The sequence below is a fragment of the Streptomyces sp. Y2F8-2 genome, assembly GCF_014905555.1.
GTDB classification, from domain to species: Bacteria; Actinomycetota; Actinomycetes; order Streptomycetales; family Streptomycetaceae; genus Streptomyces; species Streptomyces cynarae.
Genome location: NZ_BNGS01000005.1, coordinates 228,173 through 243,408, shown reverse-complemented (window position 1 = coordinate 243,408; position 15,236 = coordinate 228,173). Strand labels below are relative to the sequence as shown.

The 15,236-nt window shown below is 71.6% G+C and carries 16 protein-coding genes and 1 pseudogene; 8 read left to right on the top strand and 9 right to left on the bottom strand.

Annotated features, from left to right (window positions below):
* Window positions 1-61 precede the first annotated feature (61 nt).
* On the top strand, window positions 62-514 hold the full coding sequence (locus tag SY2F82_RS18790) for a DUF6098 family protein (protein WP_200420257.1): 453 nt from the start codon (window positions 62-64) through the stop codon (window positions 512-514).
* A gap of 68 nt (window positions 515-582) precedes the next feature.
* On the opposite strand, the gene SY2F82_RS18785 is transcribed toward SY2F82_RS18790, so the two are convergent.
* Complete coding sequence (locus tag SY2F82_RS18785; protein WP_200420256.1) at window positions 583-756, bottom strand: CsbD family protein; 174 nt, start codon at window positions 754-756, stop codon at window positions 583-585.
* Between the two features lie 205 nt (window positions 757-961).
* Between SY2F82_RS18785 and SY2F82_RS18780 the strand changes: the two genes are divergently transcribed.
* The gene (locus tag SY2F82_RS18780) at window positions 962-1,840 is read left to right on the top strand and encodes a hypothetical protein (protein ID WP_200420255.1); all 879 of its coding nucleotides are present in this window, start codon (window positions 962-964) and stop codon (window positions 1,838-1,840) included.
* A gap of 16 nt (window positions 1,841-1,856) precedes the next feature.
* Here SY2F82_RS18780 and SY2F82_RS18775 read toward each other — a convergent pair whose 3' ends face one another.
* The 3 genes from SY2F82_RS18775 to SY2F82_RS18765 all read right to left on the bottom strand — a co-directional run bounded on the left by SY2F82_RS18775 (window position 1,857) and on the right by SY2F82_RS18765 (window position 3,993).
* On the bottom strand, window positions 1,857-2,324 hold the full coding sequence (locus SY2F82_RS18775) for a hypothetical protein (RefSeq protein WP_200420254.1): 468 nt from the start codon (window positions 2,322-2,324) through the stop codon (window positions 1,857-1,859).
* 117 nt (window positions 2,325-2,441) lie between these two features.
* The gene (locus SY2F82_RS18770; RefSeq protein ID WP_200420253.1) at window positions 2,442-3,008 is read right to left on the bottom strand and encodes a cysteine hydrolase family protein; all 567 of its coding nucleotides are present in this window, start codon (window positions 3,006-3,008) and stop codon (window positions 2,442-2,444) included.
* 94 nt (window positions 3,009-3,102) lie between these two features.
* Entirely contained in the window at window positions 3,103-3,993 is an 891-nt protein-coding gene (locus SY2F82_RS18765) for an LLM class F420-dependent oxidoreductase (RefSeq protein ID WP_200420252.1), read from the bottom strand.
* Window positions 3,994-4,269: 276 nt separating this feature from the next.
* Between SY2F82_RS18765 and SY2F82_RS18760 the strand changes: the two genes are divergently transcribed.
* The 3 genes from SY2F82_RS18760 (at window position 4,270) to SY2F82_RS18750 (ending at window position 7,253) form a co-directional block, all read left to right on the top strand.
* Window positions 4,270-5,397: a hypothetical protein gene (locus SY2F82_RS18760; RefSeq protein WP_200420251.1), complete on the top strand. Its 1,128-nt coding sequence runs from the start codon at window positions 4,270-4,272 to the stop codon at window positions 5,395-5,397.
* Between the two features lie 132 nt (window positions 5,398-5,529).
* Window positions 5,530-6,366 carry a universal stress protein gene (locus SY2F82_RS18755; protein WP_200420250.1) on the top strand — a complete coding sequence of 279 codons (837 nt, stop codon included), beginning with the start codon at window positions 5,530-5,532 and terminating at the stop codon, window positions 6,364-6,366.
* 203 nt (window positions 6,367-6,569) lie between these two features.
* Window positions 6,570-7,253 (top strand): OsmC family protein, encoded by a 684-nt coding sequence (locus tag SY2F82_RS18750; protein WP_236041614.1) that lies wholly within the window; start codon window positions 6,570-6,572, stop codon window positions 7,251-7,253.
* 236 nt (window positions 7,254-7,489) lie between these two features.
* Here SY2F82_RS18750 and SY2F82_RS18745 read toward each other — a convergent pair whose 3' ends face one another.
* The 4 genes and pseudogenes from SY2F82_RS18745 to SY2F82_RS38990 all read right to left on the bottom strand — a co-directional run.
* Window positions 7,490-8,356: a sugar phosphate isomerase/epimerase gene (locus tag SY2F82_RS18745; protein WP_200420249.1), complete on the bottom strand. Its 867-nt coding sequence runs from the start codon at window positions 8,354-8,356 to the stop codon at window positions 7,490-7,492.
* Window positions 8,353-9,372: a Gfo/Idh/MocA family protein gene (locus SY2F82_RS18740; protein ID WP_200420248.1), complete on the bottom strand. Its 1,020-nt coding sequence runs from the start codon at window positions 9,370-9,372 to the stop codon at window positions 8,353-8,355. The genes SY2F82_RS18745 and SY2F82_RS18740 overlap by 4 nt, the downstream gene beginning before the upstream one ends.
* 31 nt (window positions 9,373-9,403) lie before the next feature.
* Window positions 9,404-10,753, bottom strand: a complete 1,350-nt coding sequence (locus SY2F82_RS18735) for a sugar porter family MFS transporter (protein ID WP_200420577.1) — start codon at window positions 10,751-10,753, stop codon at window positions 9,404-9,406.
* A pseudogene (locus SY2F82_RS38990) lies at window positions 10,752-10,967 on the bottom strand (ribonuclease BN); the annotation flags it as partial. The pseudogene SY2F82_RS38990 and the gene SY2F82_RS18735, both read right to left, overlap by 2 nt.
* Before the next feature lie 243 nt (window positions 10,968-11,210).
* On the opposite strand from SY2F82_RS38990, the gene SY2F82_RS18730 reads away from it, so the two are divergent.
* Window positions 11,211-11,558, top strand: coding sequence for a hypothetical protein (locus SY2F82_RS18730; RefSeq protein ID WP_200420247.1), 348 nt, complete (start codon window positions 11,211-11,213; stop codon window positions 11,556-11,558).
* Window positions 11,559-11,589: 31 nt separating this feature from the next.
* On the opposite strand, the gene SY2F82_RS18725 is transcribed toward SY2F82_RS18730, so the two are convergent.
* Window positions 11,590-13,167 (bottom strand): serine/threonine-protein kinase, encoded by a 1,578-nt coding sequence (locus SY2F82_RS18725; protein WP_236041612.1) that lies wholly within the window; start codon window positions 13,165-13,167, stop codon window positions 11,590-11,592.
* A 383-nt stretch (window positions 13,168-13,550) separates the two neighbouring features.
* Between SY2F82_RS18725 and SY2F82_RS18720 the strand changes: the two genes are divergently transcribed.
* Both SY2F82_RS18720 and SY2F82_RS39925 read left to right on the top strand, forming a co-directional pair.
* Window positions 13,551-14,096 carry a hypothetical protein gene (locus SY2F82_RS18720; protein WP_236041610.1) on the top strand — a complete coding sequence of 182 codons (546 nt, stop codon included), beginning with the start codon at window positions 13,551-13,553 and terminating at the stop codon, window positions 14,094-14,096.
* Window positions 14,015-14,659: an alpha/beta hydrolase gene (locus tag SY2F82_RS39925; RefSeq protein ID WP_374707179.1), complete on the top strand. Its 645-nt coding sequence runs from the start codon at window positions 14,015-14,017 to the stop codon at window positions 14,657-14,659. Before SY2F82_RS18720 ends, SY2F82_RS39925 begins: the two co-directional genes overlap by 82 nt.
* Window positions 14,660-15,236: the final 577 nt, after the last annotated feature.

Genomic DNA, 15,236 nt, shown 5'->3' with positions numbered 1-15,236 from the left:
GTGGGGAACCGGTGGCGCAGGGGCCACCGGGGCATGGGCGACCGTGAGGAGGAGCGACCGTATGAACGCCACGGACGACCTTCCCGTTGTGCGGACCCTCGGCGAGCTGGGGGCCCTGGTGGACCGCGACTCCGACCTCTACGTCCGCTGGTCGCGCGGACCCTCCGCCGATCTGGGGAACGCGAAGAGCAGGGACGACCTCACCGGCGTCCCGATGCCGGGACTGTCGGCCAACCCCCTCGGGGTCGAGCCCTGGTGGGGGGACCGGCCCGTCGAGCTGTGGGTGGCCCGGCGGCTGCACGACTACTCGCACCTGCCCCGTGAGAAGGGGGAGGGTGTGCGTCCCTGGGTTCTGCGGGGCCGGGTCGAGGGGCGCGGGCCCGACAACGAGCCGCTGGTACGGGACGTCGAGCCGGTCGGCTGGGTCGACGAGAAGGTCATCAGGGAGGCCCAGACCGAGGTCGACCGCCAGTCCGGCTCCTGGGGGCCCCTGCGCCGCGACGACGGACGCTGAGCGGCGGGACACGCGGCGGGGCCCCCGGTCGTCCGGACCGGGGGCCCCGCCTGTGGGCGCGTTCTGTGTCAGCGCTTGAAGATGTCCTTGGCCTTCTCCTTCATCTGGCGCATGTCGCCCTTCGACTTCTTGCCTCGACCTTCGGCCGTCACGGACTCATTGCCGAGCGCGCGGCCGAACGTCTCCTTGATCTTGCCCTTGGCCTGTTCGTACTTCGCCTTGGCCTTCTGTTCTCCAGCCACCGTTGCTCCTCCACGTCGCATGTCGACTGGGGGGTCACTCACCACGTCGAGTGATCGGTGGTGCGGCACCCAAACATGCCGGGACGATCGGCACCGGTGCCGGCGCGTCTCCTGCCGCACCCCTGTGACGGCCGTCATGATGTGTGCTATGACCACTGTCATAACCGGCCGATCGGGTACGGGGACGACGAGTCGAGGGGGCAGGGTGACGGACGTTTCTTCCCGGCTGATGTGGGAGCTCTCGGAGCCGCTGCACGACCTTGTGTACTTCGCCCCGGAGGCGCGGCAGGCCGCCGACGAGGCCGGGATGCGCGGCTTCTGGATGGGCTACTTCGGTCTGCGCGCCGCGCCGCTCGGGCCCGTTCCCGCGGCGGTTGTGACCAGCAGCTTCTATGTGTTCCACCCCGAGCGGGTGGCGCGGGCGCTGCCCGACGCGTGGCGGTACGCGACACCTTCGGACCTGCTGGCGGCCAGGGAGCGGGCCGTGGACCGCGCCATGCGGCGCCTGTACGGGGACGAGGCCGTGCACGGCGCGCTGATGGCGGAGGCGGCGGACCTCGCCTGGGACGCGGCCCAGGCCGCCGACACCGCGGGACGGGTGCTCGGCGCCGCCAACCAGGCGCTGGCACGCCCTGCCCAGCCGCACGTACGGCTCTGGCAGGCGGCGACCACGCTCCGCGAACACCGCGGTGACGGGCATGTCGCCGTCTTGGTGAGCCGGGGCGTCGGCCCGGTCGAGGCGATGGTGCTCAAGGCCGCCGCGGGCGAGTCGGACGGCGCGTTGCTGCGGGAGGGCCGGAGATGGGACGCCGCCACCTGGCAGGGCACAGAGGCGCTGTTGCGAGAGCGCGGGTGGATCGACGGCGGCGGGCGTCTGACCGAGGCGGGAGCGGCCGAGCGCGACGGGATCGAAGAGGCGACCGACGCCGCCGCGGAGGGGCCGTGGCGGGCGCTCGGTCACGATGCCACCACGCGACTGGCCGAACTGCTCGCCCCGCTGACCCGGACGGTGGTGGCCTCCGGACTGATCCCGTCCGGCAACCCGGTCGGGGTCACCGGCGTCGGGCTGCGCGGCCCCGCGTGACCGGGGAGGAGCGGGATCAGTCCCAGAGGGGATACGTCACCACACGTCCGAACCCGTCCGGCCTGCCGTCGGTGTAGGTGAGGGTCATCCGGGTGTAGTGCTGCAGCTGCGGGCGCTTCTTCCAGGGCTGCGGGTGGTCGAGCCGCACGGTGACCGGATACGAGTGGAACCTGCCCGCCGCGCAGTACGGCTTGCAGTCGTTGACCATGTTGACGGCCTCGGCCACGGCCGAGCGCGACCCCCACTGCGACCAGTGGACCGAGGACAGGAGGCTGTTGCCGTCACCGCAGGCGATCATGAAGGCGCCGGGGCGTACCTGCGGTTGCCAGAAACAGTCGACGACGACGGGGCGCCCGGACTGCCGTGGCACGGTGTGCGGGGCCGACGGCGCCGTGGCCGGGGCGGCGGACGCCGTCCCCATGACTGCTGCCAGGGAAGCGACGGCACCGAGCATGACCGCCTTGGTGAGTGTGTGATTGCGCATGTCCGCTCCCGCCCGTCCGTCTCGGGTGTCTCCGGACTCCCGTGCCACGCTACGACCGTGCCAGGGGGTCGCACCACTTGTACCCAGTACGGCAGCTTCATCCCTCGTCGGTCAGGTTCATCCCCCGTCGGCCGGTGCGAACGTCACCTCCGCCGTGCCGACCGTCCCGCCGCGGCGCCCGGGGGCGCTGTGCCAGTTCCAGTAGAGGTTGGTGTGCGCGATCACCTGCTCCGGGGCCGGCGCGCCGTACTCCGTCAGGTCCTCCGTCGTGTGCGCGTCACCGACCAGCGTCACGTCGTAGCCGCGGACGAAGGCGCCGTGGAGGGTGGAGCGTATGCATCCGTCGGACTGGGCACCGGCGACGACGAGCCGGCCCACTCGGCGCTCGGCGAGCACCGTCTCCAGCTCCGTGTCCTCGAACGAGTCGCCGTAGAGCTTGTGGACCAGGGGCTCGTCATCTCGGCGCACCAGCTCCGGCACGTACTCCCAGCTCTCGCTGCCCCGCTTGAGCTGGTCGTCGGAGTGCTGCACCCAGACCACGGGCACGTCCTCCTCGCGGGCCCTGTCGACCAGCGTGCCGATGTTCGCGATCACGCTGTCGCGGCGGGGCGTGCCCGCCATCACCCCCTTCTGGACGTCGATGACGAGCAGCGCGGTGTTCGGCCGGTCGGGCAGGGTGGTCATGGGGACTCCGTTGTCTCGCCTTGGGTCTGTGATCCTTTACCGACGACCACAGTAGGACGGGGCACTGACAACGGACCCCGGATCGCGCGTGGCGTCAGCTCAGCAGTGCGGCCAGGCGGCGCCAGGCCTCCCGGGGGAGCGAGTCGCGGGGCTGGTCGTCGACCACCTGGAGGGCCACATGGTCCGCGCCCGCCGCCAGATGGGCCTCGATGCGTTCCCGGATCCGGTCGTCGTCGCCCCAGGCGAACAGCGCGTCGACCAGCCGGTCGCTGCCGCCGTCCGCGAAGTCGTCCTCGGTGAAGCCGAACCGGGCGAGCGCCTTGGTGTAGTTGGGCAGTCCGAGGTAGACGGCGAGGCCGCCGCGGGCCGTCGCGCGGGCGCGGTCCGGGTCCGTCTCCAGGACCACCTTCGTCTCGGGAGCCAGCAGCGGGCCGTCACCGAGGATCGCGCGGGCCTCGGCCGTATGGTCGGTGGTCACCAGGTACGGGTGCGAGCCCGCGGCACGGTCGCGGGACAGCTTCAGCATCTTCGGCCCGAGCGCGGCCAGCACACGGTGCCCCGCCGGTACCCCGGCGGCGTCGAGTTCGTCCAGATAGCCGACCATGGCCGAGTACGGGCGGCGGTACTGGTCCGCGAGTTTCGCATGGCTCACGCCGAGGCCGAGCAGGAAGCGCCCCGGGTGGGTCCGCTCCAGCTCCGCGACGCTCGCCGCCGTGTCGCCGGCCTCGTACTGCCAGATGCTCTGGATGCCGGTCGCCACGACGAGCCGCGAGGTCGCCTCGATCAGCGGCACCGCGTGGCGCACCGCGCTGCTGCCGCCCAGCCAGACCGCACCGAAACCGAGTTCCTGCAGTTCGGCGGCGGCGTCGGCTAGTTCGCCGCGCCGGGCGGGATCCTCCGAACGCAGTCCGGCACTCCAGATGCCGTACCGCCCCACGTTCTCCTTCAGGGAGCCCACGCTGTCCGTGCTGGTGACATCGCCCATCGGTCCCGACCCTCCGTACCCGGTACGGTGCGCTGCCCACGCACCACTTGATCACAGCAGAGCCCAACCGCCGCCCCACGCCGCGTATTCCACGCCGTGTCACTCGACGAGCGGCGCCCGGACGGACCGATCGCACGGACCGATCGGACGGACCGGCCGACCGGCCAGAGGTGGCGCGCACCTCGCCGCCTACGCCGCGAAACCTCGGCGGCGACGCGCTCCTATAGGCTGCTCGCTTCGGTTCCCACAGTCCGCGAGTGCCCGGGAGAGTTCCCCGTGACCGTACCGATCGTCCCGCCCGCAGCAGAGGCCGCAGACACAGCAGACGCAGCAGACGCGGCAGTGGCGGCAGACGCAGCAGGCGACGACTTCTGGGTCGAGCCGGGAGCCGTCCCGGCTCCCGCGGAACCCGAGGTCGCCGAGGCGGTGGCGCGTGACGCCCGTGAGTTCGGGGTGTACGCGCGGACCGGAGGCTGGGCGTTCGCGCTGAAGGTGGCGCGCAGCGTACGGCCCGGCGGACAGCCGTTGGGCGAGACCCCGAAGATCTCCGCCCAGCGGTTCGCCGAGCTGGCGGGGTGCTCCGCGGAGCGGGTCATGCGCTACTACAAGGCCTGGGACAAGGCGGCCGACGACGGGCTCGTCCCGCACTTCGAGATCCTCGTCCCCGGCCAGGAGATCGACCTGCCGGACTCCGACGCATGGCTCTCCTACTACAGCCCCCGCTCCAGCGCGTCCTCCGAGCGCGGTACCGCCATCGCGGCGGCGGCCGAGGCCGAGGGCATCCGGCCCACCAAGGCGCTGGAGGTCGCCGAGAACCCCACCGCGCTGCGTGCCGCGATCCTCGCCGACCCCGCCACCGCCCGGACCGCGCGGGCCGCGCTGCTGGACCGGCTCAAGGAGGACCCGGCCCTGCAGACCGAGCTGGCCCGTGACGTCGTCCGCACCGATGAGCTGAAGAAGGCGGTGGCCGGCGAGAGCCGGGTGGCGGACCGCATCGGCTACGTCCGGCAGATCGTCGAGAACGGCCAGGTCAAGACCCCGGCCGGGCAGACGATCGACGCGCCCGCCGACCTCCGTGCGGAAGCCGAGCGCCATCTGTCCCTCCTCGACGAACTCGACGAGGGGGAAGAGGCCGGACAGTGGGCGGCGGAGGCGTACGACACGGTCAAGGAACTCGTCGCACGCACCGTCGAGTCCGATCCCGAACTGCGCCGCCAGGAGCGGAGGACGAAGTTCTACAGCAGCCTCCAGCGAGCGACGAAGGTCTTCGAGGAGCTCACCCTGGACGACGCCGACGACCTGGACGACCTGTACGAGGACGACATGCTCCAGCGCCTGGAGGAGCTTCGGACGGCGATCGGCACCTGCATCGCGACCCTCCGCAAGGCCGCCCCGGCACGGTAGGGGGCCGAAGGTCTCCCACGAGGGGCCGAAGTGCCCCTCTCACTGCTCCGCGACCGGTGTGACGGTGAAGGAGAGCCGTTCCTGAGCCGGTTGCGGAGCGGTTCCGGAGCCGGACGAAAGGCGGTGGGAAGCATGCAGCCGCCCCTGGTCGTGGGCGTCGACGGATCGGACTGCAGCCTCGTGGCGGTGGACTGGGCGACCGACGAGGCGGCCCGGCACGGGCTGCCCCTGCGGCTGCTGTACGCCTCGGAGGGTGAGCGTGACGAGGACGACGTCCCCCCGGATGTCGTCGCCACCGCCATGGAACGCGCCCGGCGCCGCAATCCGGAGGTGGAGGTCACCGCCGACGTCCTGCCCGAGGACCCGGTGGAGGCGCTGCTGCGCGTGGTGCACCACGCTTCGGCCGTGGTGACGGGCAGCCGTGGCCGTGGCCGGCTGGCGGGGCTGCTCCTCGGCTCGGTCAGCCTCACCGTCGCGGGCCGTGCCCGTGGGCCGGTGATCGTGGTGCGCGGAGACCGGGCCGGCCTCGAGGGCACGCACGAGCGGATCCTGCTCGGCGCCGGCGAGCCCGGCACGAGCGGCGCCGCGGTGCGGTTCGCCCTCCGAGAGGCACAGGCGCGGCACTGCGTCCTCGACGTCGTCCGTGTCTGGCACCGCCCCGCGCACCGGCCCGTCGACCACCCCCTGCTGGCCGGGGACCCGGCCAGGTGCTGCGAGGAGCGGGCGGCCACCCTGATCGACGCCCTGCTCCAGGACGCGGTGGCCGACCATCCGGACGTCCGGGTGCACCGGTCCACGGTCGAGGGAACCGCCCGCAGGGTTCTCCTGCACCGCTCGGCCGCCGCGGACCTCGTGGTCATCGGCGTCCGGCGCGGCCACGACCGCCGGGCACTCCACCTGGGCCGGGTGGCCCACACGCTGCTGCACCACGCCGAGTGCCCGGTGGCCGTCGTACCGGAGTCGCACTGAAGGGCGGGGCCGGGACGTTCGGGTCCCCCGGCATGGGCTGTTCGGCCTCAGCGGCGGGGGCAGCGGGCGCGGTGCACTGGAGGTGTCGGCACAAGCGACCGCACTCGTGAGGAGACACGGAAGGCGGAGGCCCCGCACATCGAGGTGGAGCGCGGCGCGTGATCGCCCGCCGGCGCCGCGCGCCGAGTCTGGACGGTGACATCGTGAACGCAAGGCAACGGCTCGCGGACGGCGTGCGCACCCGTCGAGGTCGTACGGTCACCGTCTCCGGCTTCACACCCGAAGGAATGCCTCCGAACATGGCGCGCGTGGTCCTCGGCATCACCTGCGAACCCCGCGACCGGGGCGAGACCCTGGCCTCGCTGACGCCCGAGGAGGCCCGGCGTGTCGCCGGGCTGCTGCTCCACCAGGCCGCCTCGTTCGCCCCGCGGGTCCCGGGGCCGCCGGGCCACGCGGACGCCGTGCCGATCGCCGCGGACGCCTACGAAGTACGGCTGCGCGGTCACATACTGGCCGTGGACCAGCCGGTGCCGGACGGCGGTACCGACACGGCCCCCACTCCCGTGGAGCTCCTCGTGGCGTCGCTGACCGCGTGCGTCGCGCACTGCGCCGGCCGGTTCCTCGAGCGCCACGGCCTCAGCCGCGAGGGACTGCGGATCGAGACGGACTTCCGTACGGCGTCGGGCCGGGCGCCCCGCGTGAGCACGGTGCGCCTGCGGGTGCGTGCGCCTGCGCTCCCCGCCGGACGGCGGGACGCCCTGCGGGCGGCGGTGTCCCGCTGCACGGTCAGGAACACCCTGGCCGCACCGCCGGAGATCGTCATCGCCCTGACCGACGACGGGATCAGAGGGGCTTCGCCGGCCAGTCCGGCAGACGGGCGCCGATGACCGCCGTCCGGAGCATGTGGCGGAGGGCGGGTCGACCGGATCGGCGCGGGTGAGCTTGTGATGAGCGTTGCCGGCAACCGGCAACCGGCAATGCGCATGCGGCCGGTGGCCGGACACGATGTGCGCGGGGAGTACCGGGGAGGTCCCGGTGCCGGACACCGGCAGGTATGCATGCCGCAGCGGGGCTCGGCTCCCGGCGGCCGTGCCGGGGAAGGCACGGCAGCCGGTCGCGAGGCTCACACGGTGAGTTCCTTGCGGATGCGGTCCAGCATGAAGGCGGAGGACTCGCGGGCGCGTTCCTCCCAGGCGAAGACGCAGGCCGTGGCGACACCGTCGAAGTTCAGCTCGCGCAGGGTGCCGAAGAAGGCGCCCCAGTCCACCTCGCCCTGACCGATGTCGAGGTGCTGGTGGATGCGGGCCGGTGTGCCGGGCGGGTTGAGGATGTAACGCAGGCCCGACGACCCCTTGTGGTTGAAGGAGTCGGCGATGTGCACGTGCTGGAGCTTGTCGCCGGCGTGGCGCAGCATCGCCGCGATGTCCGCCTTCGGGTCGGTCCCCGACAGGTGGAAGGAGTGCGGGGCGCAGTACAGGTAGTTCACCCAGGGCTTGTTGATCGCGCGGACGAGGTCGACCGCAGGGGTGTTCTCCTCGCAGAAGTCGTCCGGATGCGCCTCCAGGTTGAGGGCGATGCCCTCGCGTTCGAAGACAGGGAGGAGTTCCTCCATCGAGCGCCAGAACGCCGCCTCGCTCTCGGCGGCGCGCTCCGGACGGCCGTTGAACTCCGAGTTCATCAGCGGACATCCGAGGCCCGCGGTGATCTCGATCATCCGCTTCCAGTAGCGGACGGCGGCCTGCCGCTCGGTCTCGTCGGGGGAGGACCACTTGTACAGCGGCAGCACGGAGGACAGCTGGACGCCGTGCGTACGCAGGGAGTTCTTCAGCCGTGCGACACGCTCGTCGTCCGCGCGCGGGTGCAGGAAGAACGGCATGAAGTCGTCGCGCGGGGACAACTCGATGTACTCGTAGCCGAGTTCGGCGACCGTGCGCACCATGTCGTCCATCGGCAGGGCGCGGAACATGTACGGGTCGAGGGCGATTTTCATGCGGTGCCTCCGTAGAAGGCCGGGCGGGGCTTCATGTCGACGGTGACGATCTGGCCGCCCGCCTCCAGGGACCGGACGGCGGCGTCGCTGATGACGGTGGCGGCGTAGCCGTCCCAGGCGGACGGGCCGGTGGGCTCGGTGCCGGCCGCGACGGCGTCGACCCACTCGCGGAACTCGGTGTCGAACGCCTCGGCGAAGCGGCCCTTCCAGTCCTGCAGGACGGCCGTGCCGTGCCGCCCGGCGGTGCGGACGCCGACGGCGGCGGGGTCGGGCAGCCGGACCAGGCCCTCCTCGCCGACGGTCTCGCACTGGATGTCGTAGCCGTACTGGCAGTTGACGAAGACCTCCAGGTCGATGCGGACCCCGTTCGCCGTCTCGAAGTACATGATCTGCGGGTCCTTGAGGTGGTCGAACCGCTTGCCCGTGGCGCGCGGGGTGATCACCTGCGCGGAGACGATCTCGTCGTCCAGCAGCCAGCGCAGCACGTCGATCTCGTGCACGGCCGTGTCCTGCGCGGCCATGGCCGAGGTGTAGGAATCAGGCACGGTCGGGTGGCGGTGGGCGCAGTGCACGATCAGCGGGGCGCCGAGGGAGTCGGAGGCGATGACCTCCTTCATCTGGCGGTAGCCGGCGTCGAAGCGGCGCATGAACCCGACCTGGACGAGACGGCGGCCGTGGGCGCGTTCGACGTCGACGATGCGCAGGCAGTCCTCGGCGGTGGTGGCGAGCGGCTTCTCGCAGAACACCGGCTTTCCGGCCGCGATCGCGTTCAGGACGTGCTCTGCGTGGGTGGGGCCCCAGGAGGTGACGAGGACGGCGTCCACGTCGGGGGAGCCGATCAGATCGGTGCCGGTGGGCAGGGCGGTGGCGCCGACACGGGCGGCGACCTCCGCCGCACGGGCGGCGTCGATGTCGGTCACGGCCGTCACGACGGCCCCGGTGACGACCTCGGTCAGGCGCCGTATGTGGTCCTGGCCGATCATTCCGGCGCCGATGACGCCTACACGTACGGTCATGGTGGATTCCTTCACAAGAGGGCGGGGGAGGTCAGGAGAAGCGCGTGCGCAGTTCGGCCTCGAGCGTCTCGAGGGTGCGGCCCTTGGTCTCGGGGACGCAGAGCTTGACGAAGGCGAGGGAGAAGACGCCCGCCGCGACGAACAGGAAGAAGGTGTTGGAGATCCCGATCCCGGAGACCAGTGACGGGAAGACCAGACCGATCACGAAGTTGGTCAGCCACAGCACCACCGCTGCCACGCCCATGCCGAACCCGCGCATGCGCATCGGGAAGATCTCCGACAGCATCAGCCAGGTCACCGGCGAGATGGCGCCCTGCTGGAAGGCGAGGAACGTGACGGTCATGGCGAGGACGGCGTAGGCGCGGCCGTCGCCGGAGGGCAGCACCAGGGAGAAGACACCGATCAGCAACAGTGCGGCGGCGGTGCCGACCTGACCGGTCATCAGCATCGGGCGGCGGTTGACGCGGCCGAGCAGCCAGATGCCGACGAAGGTGGCGAGGACCGAGATCACGCCGTTGGCGATGTTCGCCGTCAGGGCGCTGTCGGCGGCGAATCCCGCGTCGGTGAGGATCTGGGTGCCGTAGTACATGATCGTGTTGACGCCGGTGATCTGCTGCACGATCGCGATGCCGAAGCCGACGAACATCAGCTTGCGCACCCAGGGGGTGGACCTCATGTCCTGCCAGCCGCCGAGCTTCTCCTGCTCCTCCTTCACGGCGAGCGCGGAGACCTCGGCGAGTTCGGCCTCGGCCCGCTGCTGGGAGCGCACCTGCTTGAGGACTTCCAGGGCATCGTTGAAGCGGGTCCTGGAGGCCAGCCAGCGGGGGCTCTCCGGCATGACCAGCATGCCGAACCAGAGCACGACGGCCGGGATCGTGGCGATGACCAGCATCCGGCGCCAGATGCCGCCGGACTCGCTCCCGACGTTCGCGCTGATCGCGTTCGAGGTGAAGGCCAGCAACTGCCCGCTGACGATCATCAGTTCGTTGCGGGTGACCAGTGCGCCGCGCCGCTCGGCGGGGGAGATCTCCGCGAGGTAGACCGGCACGGTCACCGAAGCGCCGCCGACCGCCAGGCCGAGCACGAAGCGGGCCACGACCATGACCGCCGTGGTCGGGGCGAGGGTGGCCCCGAGCGCACCGACGAAGAACAGCACCGCGAGGGCGAGGATCGTACGGCGCCTGCCGCGGGCGTCAGACAGGCGGCCGCCGGCGACCGCGCCGAGTGCGGCACCGAGCAGGAGCGAGCTGGTGACCATGCCCTCGGTGAACGGGGTCAGACCGAGGTCCTCGCTCATGTAGGGCAGGGCGCCGTTGATGACACCGGTGTCGTAACCGAAGAGCAGGCCGCCGAAGGTGGCGATGACGGTGATGAGCCGCAGAGAGCACCCCGTAACAGGTCAAGGCCGCCGCCCGGTCGGTCAGCTCGTCCTTCTTGAACTCCCGCAGCGAGCCCTTCAGCACCGCGCCCCACCACCGCCTGGGCAGCTTCGTCGGCGTGTCCGGCGCCCGCCGCTCCACCTCGGGCCCCGGCCCGAACCGCTCTTCGCCGCGATCGACATGATCCCTGTGTCGCAACCTCGGCAGCCGAGCCATAGCCGTCGGGTATCCCGAGCCCGCGGATTCACCCGCCTGTGCGGTACCGACCGGCACTTTTCGCGCCGCGAAGCCGGCGACCGCAAGGCCGGCCCGCTTTCTATTCCCCGTGATTCCGGTGACGCGTTTCACCGACTCGTTTATTGTTCAACTACGTCAGGGTGCGTAGCTTGGGTGACGCCGAAACCCGGCATTTCATCGTTCGCAGTCGCAGACCAGCGGACTGTGCAAGGAGAGAAGACCATGGGAAAGCTCATGCGGCGTATCGGGACCGGAGGTGTTTCCGCGATATTCGTCGGAAGCGCTCTCCTCGCCGTCGGCGGACCGGCTGCCGCGGCCACCCCGCAGGCGGACGGCCACTCCACCGTCAGCACGGTTGCCGTCCAGGATGTGAAGGCGGATCCGCAGGCCGTCGCCGTCCACGGCGGATCCGGGGACCGCAGCGAAGGCCACCGGCATGTCGGCGAGCGCCGGACGGAGGGTCGTCCCCTTGATCCGTGGATCGCCGACCAGCTGGCCGTGCTCGATCCGTGGATCATGGATCAGCTGGCGTTGTTCGCGCCTTCCGCATCGGTCACGGCGACGCCCTGAGCCGTCCCGCACTCACCGGCCGGCCGCGGATTCAGGAACCGGTCGCGGTGAATCCGTCTCGAGCGTGGTCGAAGACGGGCCGATAGGCGTCCCACTTCGCGTCCGGAGCCGAGAGGTAGATGTCGTACTCCCGGCCGTAACCCAGATCGACGGCGCGGAAAGCGCGGACGCGGCCTTTGAAGGTGAACTCCCACACGGCCGCAGGTTCCCCGCAAAACGTCGTCTGCTGCATACGCAGCCTCCGGTACGTCGGGCAGTTGGCCTTCGTGTTCGTCTCGATGTCCAGGAAGTGCGCTTCGGGGTTGGCCCCCGCGGGGTCCACCGTGCCGATCGTGATGCCGGCCAGACCCGTCGGGTCGGTGTAGGTGACCTCGTCACCGGTGCGCGGACCGGCCCTCCAGCCGTCCGGAATGGGGAGGGAGACGCCGAGCCGTTCGTCCCTGACCTGGTGGTAGCCGGCAGGCACGGGCGACGGGGCATCGGTTGCCGTGGTGGCGCGGCGGGTCTTCCGGGCGTCGGGCGCGTGCGCAGCGTGCTGCGACTGCTGCGAGGTCGCGTAGAGCGTGGCCGCACCCACCGCCGCGACGGCCACCGCCACGGACACGAGAACTTTGCCTCTCCGGCCCCCGGACCGCTCACGGCTGCCGGCCCGGGTGGACGCCGCCGCCCCGGTGGAGGCCATCCCCGCCTCCGGGTCCGCGTCGTGCTCGTGGCCGCCGGATGAGGCGGCGACGGCAGCCGTGCTCCCCGTGTGCCTCTGCTTGGGCGCCGCCGCGAGCACCTCGGTCGGCGCCCCGGACAAGGCGGTGCGCAGCGCTCTCTCCGTCTGTTCCGCCGACGGCCGTTCGCCGGGCTCCTTGTACAGCAGGGCCTGGATCAGCGGTTCCAGGGCCCCGGCGTGCTTCATGGGCGCCAAGGGGTCCGCGGCGATGGCGTACGCCGTCTCCACCGCGGTGTCCCGGCGGAACGGCGGCCGTCCCTCCACCGCCTGGTACAGCGTCGCGCCCAGCGACCACAGGTCGGACGCCGGGCCCGGCTTCTTCCCGCGGATCCGCTCCGGGGCCATGAAGTCGATGGACCCGACCATCTCGCCGGTCCTCGTCAGCGTCGACGTGCCGACCGTCGTCGCGATCCCGAAGTCGGTGAGGACCACCCGACCCTCGGTACCGAGCAGGACATTGCCCGGCTTGACGTCACGGTGCAGCACACCGGCCGCGTGCGCGGCCCTGAGGGCGGCGATCATGCCGAGGCCGATGCGGGCGGCCGCCTCGGCCGGGACCGTACGGCCGTCCCTGAGCAGCTCACCGAGCGTGAGCGCGGGAACGTACTCCATGACGATGCAGGGCCGCCCGTCCTCCTCCGCGACGTCATGGACGACGACCACGTTGGGATGAACGACCCGGGCCGCGCTGCGGGCCTCGCGGCGGGTGCGCTCGTACAGGGTCGCGACCTCGTCGGGCGACAGGTGGGGCGGCTCGTGCAGCTGCTTGAGCGCGACCTGGCGGCCCAGGACCTCGTCCTCGGCGCGCCACACGGTGCCCATGCCGCCACGCCCGATCCGCTCGGTGAGCCGGTACCGGCCGGCGACGAGCCACCCCTTGTCCGACACTCTGTGCCCTCCGCCGGCTCGGTGCACCTTCGGTTCGGCCGTCACAATGACCGCCCTTGGTGAAGGTCCCCGGTCAGCCCCCCCGTGGGGCCCGGCAGTGGACGGCCTCGACCGTCCGTGCAGACCGGGCCGCTCGGCTCTTCCCAAGCGGCTCGTGGCCGGGCCGTCGGCACCGGCCCTGATCCCTCGGCCGGCGTGGGGACCCCGGTCCTGCCCATGACGGACCGCGCCCGACGGGAGGCGGCGACAGCGGTCCGGGGCCCCGGACACCTCCCACCTGTTGACGCGTACACGTACGCCTACTGGTGGACGCGTGTAGCCTCCGCCACACTCCCTTCTGCGCCACCTGCACACCCTCGTCGGCATCAGCAGGAGGAATCCGAATGAGCAGTCCCGCCGCCCAGTTCCGCCTTCGGCCGCGACCGCGCGCCCGGGTCGTGGCCGGCATCCTGGCCCTCGTCCTCACGGTGCTCTTCGCGCCCGGAGTGGGCCTGGCCTCGTCGGACAACGCGTACGCCGTCACCAAGCTGACCCAGGCCCAGGCGGAGAGCATGTTCCGCAGCGCCGGTATCACCTGGTCCTCCTCCGGCAACTGCACGAACCGCAACAACTCCACCTGCACGTCGTTCGAGCAGCTCAACCTCGCCACCGCTCAGGGCGCCGTCACCCTGAAGAAGGCCAGCGGCTGCGCGCTCAACATCACCGGCGGCACCGAGACCGGCCACGCCAGCGGCACGTACTCGCACTGGAACGGCTACAAGCTCGACTACAGCAAGTACACCTGCATCGGCAACTACATCAAGACCTACTTCAGCTACTCCGGCCTGCGCGGCGACGGTTACCCGATGTGGACGTCCGGTTCCGGGAACGTCTACACCGACGAGGGCAGCCACTGGGACGTCCTCTACTACAACTGCGGCGGCTGCTGACCGGCTCGTCCGCCACGGCCCGGACCGGGCGTCTGCGGTTCGGGACTTGGGGCTCCGCACGGCCCGGACGCGACAGGCAGGCCGCCGCAGCTCCCGCGTGCCATCCGCATGCGGCGGGCTGCGGCGGACTGCCTGCCCGTTGCGCGACGAGGGGCGAGCCCGTCGCCCCGCAGCGGCAGTTCCCCGTACCCGTCACCCAGGCGTACGACGTCACCGCATGGGTCGCTGCGAACGGCCCCGCCCACCACTGGGACGGCTCGCGACTCGCCGTGGGCGGACACAGCGCCGGGGCCACCCTGACCGTCGCGGTCTGCCGTACGGCCCGGGATCGCGGCACCTTCGCCCCTCGGCTCCAGATCATCTGGTCATCACCGCGGAGAACGACCGCCTGCGGCGACGAGGGCGACGCCTACGCCAAGGCCCTGGAGGCCGCCGGCGTACCGGTCACCCACCGTGTCTTCGAGGGCGTCGACCACTACTTCACCCACACCGGCCCGGTGGCGGCCGGGAAGCAGGCCATCGATCTGATGGCCGGCACCCTCCGCGCCGCACTCGGCACCTGACGCGGCCGGCCGCGCGGCCAAGGCCGGATGACGATCTGCAGGACGCGAACCTCACGGGAACGTCCCCGACCTCGCCCTGAACGACCGGGACGCCGCGGAGGCCAACGGCTCGAAGGTGCAGCTGTGGACGGCCCTCGGCAACTCCACCCGGAGCTGGAGTCGGGGACGGGCCCGCAGGGCCTTGCAGTGCGCCGACGTGTGGGGGAGCGGATGGTCCGGCGGGCCGGTGGCGTCTGCAGCCCCGCGTTGAGGCGTCTCGAAGCCAGGACGGCGGACGCTGTGCCAGAGTGTTGACACGCGGACCGTCCGACGGCGGTTTGCCGTGACCGCAGTGTTGGGCAGGGTGGCAGGCAGCGACTGATTCCGGGCGCGGCATCGCGGCAGCGGCGGGTGACATGGCGTCAACGGCGCCGATCGAAGGGGGAGGTGTATCGCATCTGCCGGATGGTCTGCGACGGTGTGCGGGGTTTCCCCCGTCTCGGTCATGAGCGGGGTGTTCGGCTCGACCGCCGCCACGGAGGGGGACGCGGCGCGGGCCACCAGGTGGGCGGCCGGTTGGCCCTCGGTGCGAGGAAGG

Excerpts from the sequence above, each read along its gene's own strand:
- SY2F82_RS18790 (WP_200420257.1), top strand. The coding sequence starts at position 62 with ATGAACGCCACGGACGACCTTCCCGTTGTGCGGACCCTCGGCGAGCTG.
- SY2F82_RS18775 (WP_200420254.1), bottom strand. The coding sequence starts at position 2,324 with ATGCGCAATCACACACTCACCAAGGCGGTCATGCTCGGTGCCGTCGCT.
- SY2F82_RS18770 (WP_200420253.1), bottom strand. The coding sequence starts at position 3,008 with ATGACCACCCTGCCCGACCGGCCGAACACCGCGCTGCTCGTCATCGAC.
- SY2F82_RS18765 (WP_200420252.1), bottom strand. The coding sequence starts at position 3,993 with ATGGGCGATGTCACCAGCACGGACAGCGTGGGCTCCCTGAAGGAGAAC.
- SY2F82_RS18755 (WP_200420250.1), top strand. The coding sequence starts at position 5,530 with ATGCAGCCGCCCCTGGTCGTGGGCGTCGACGGATCGGACTGCAGCCTC.
- SY2F82_RS18745 (WP_200420249.1), bottom strand. The coding sequence starts at position 8,356 with ATGAAAATCGCCCTCGACCCGTACATGTTCCGCGCCCTGCCGATGGAC.
- SY2F82_RS18740 (WP_200420248.1), bottom strand. The coding sequence starts at position 9,372 with ATGACCGTACGTGTAGGCGTCATCGGCGCCGGAATGATCGGCCAGGAC.
- SY2F82_RS18730 (WP_200420247.1), top strand. The coding sequence starts at position 11,211 with ATGGGAAAGCTCATGCGGCGTATCGGGACCGGAGGTGTTTCCGCGATA.
- SY2F82_RS18720 (WP_236041610.1), top strand. The coding sequence starts at position 13,551 with ATGAGCAGTCCCGCCGCCCAGTTCCGCCTTCGGCCGCGACCGCGCGCC.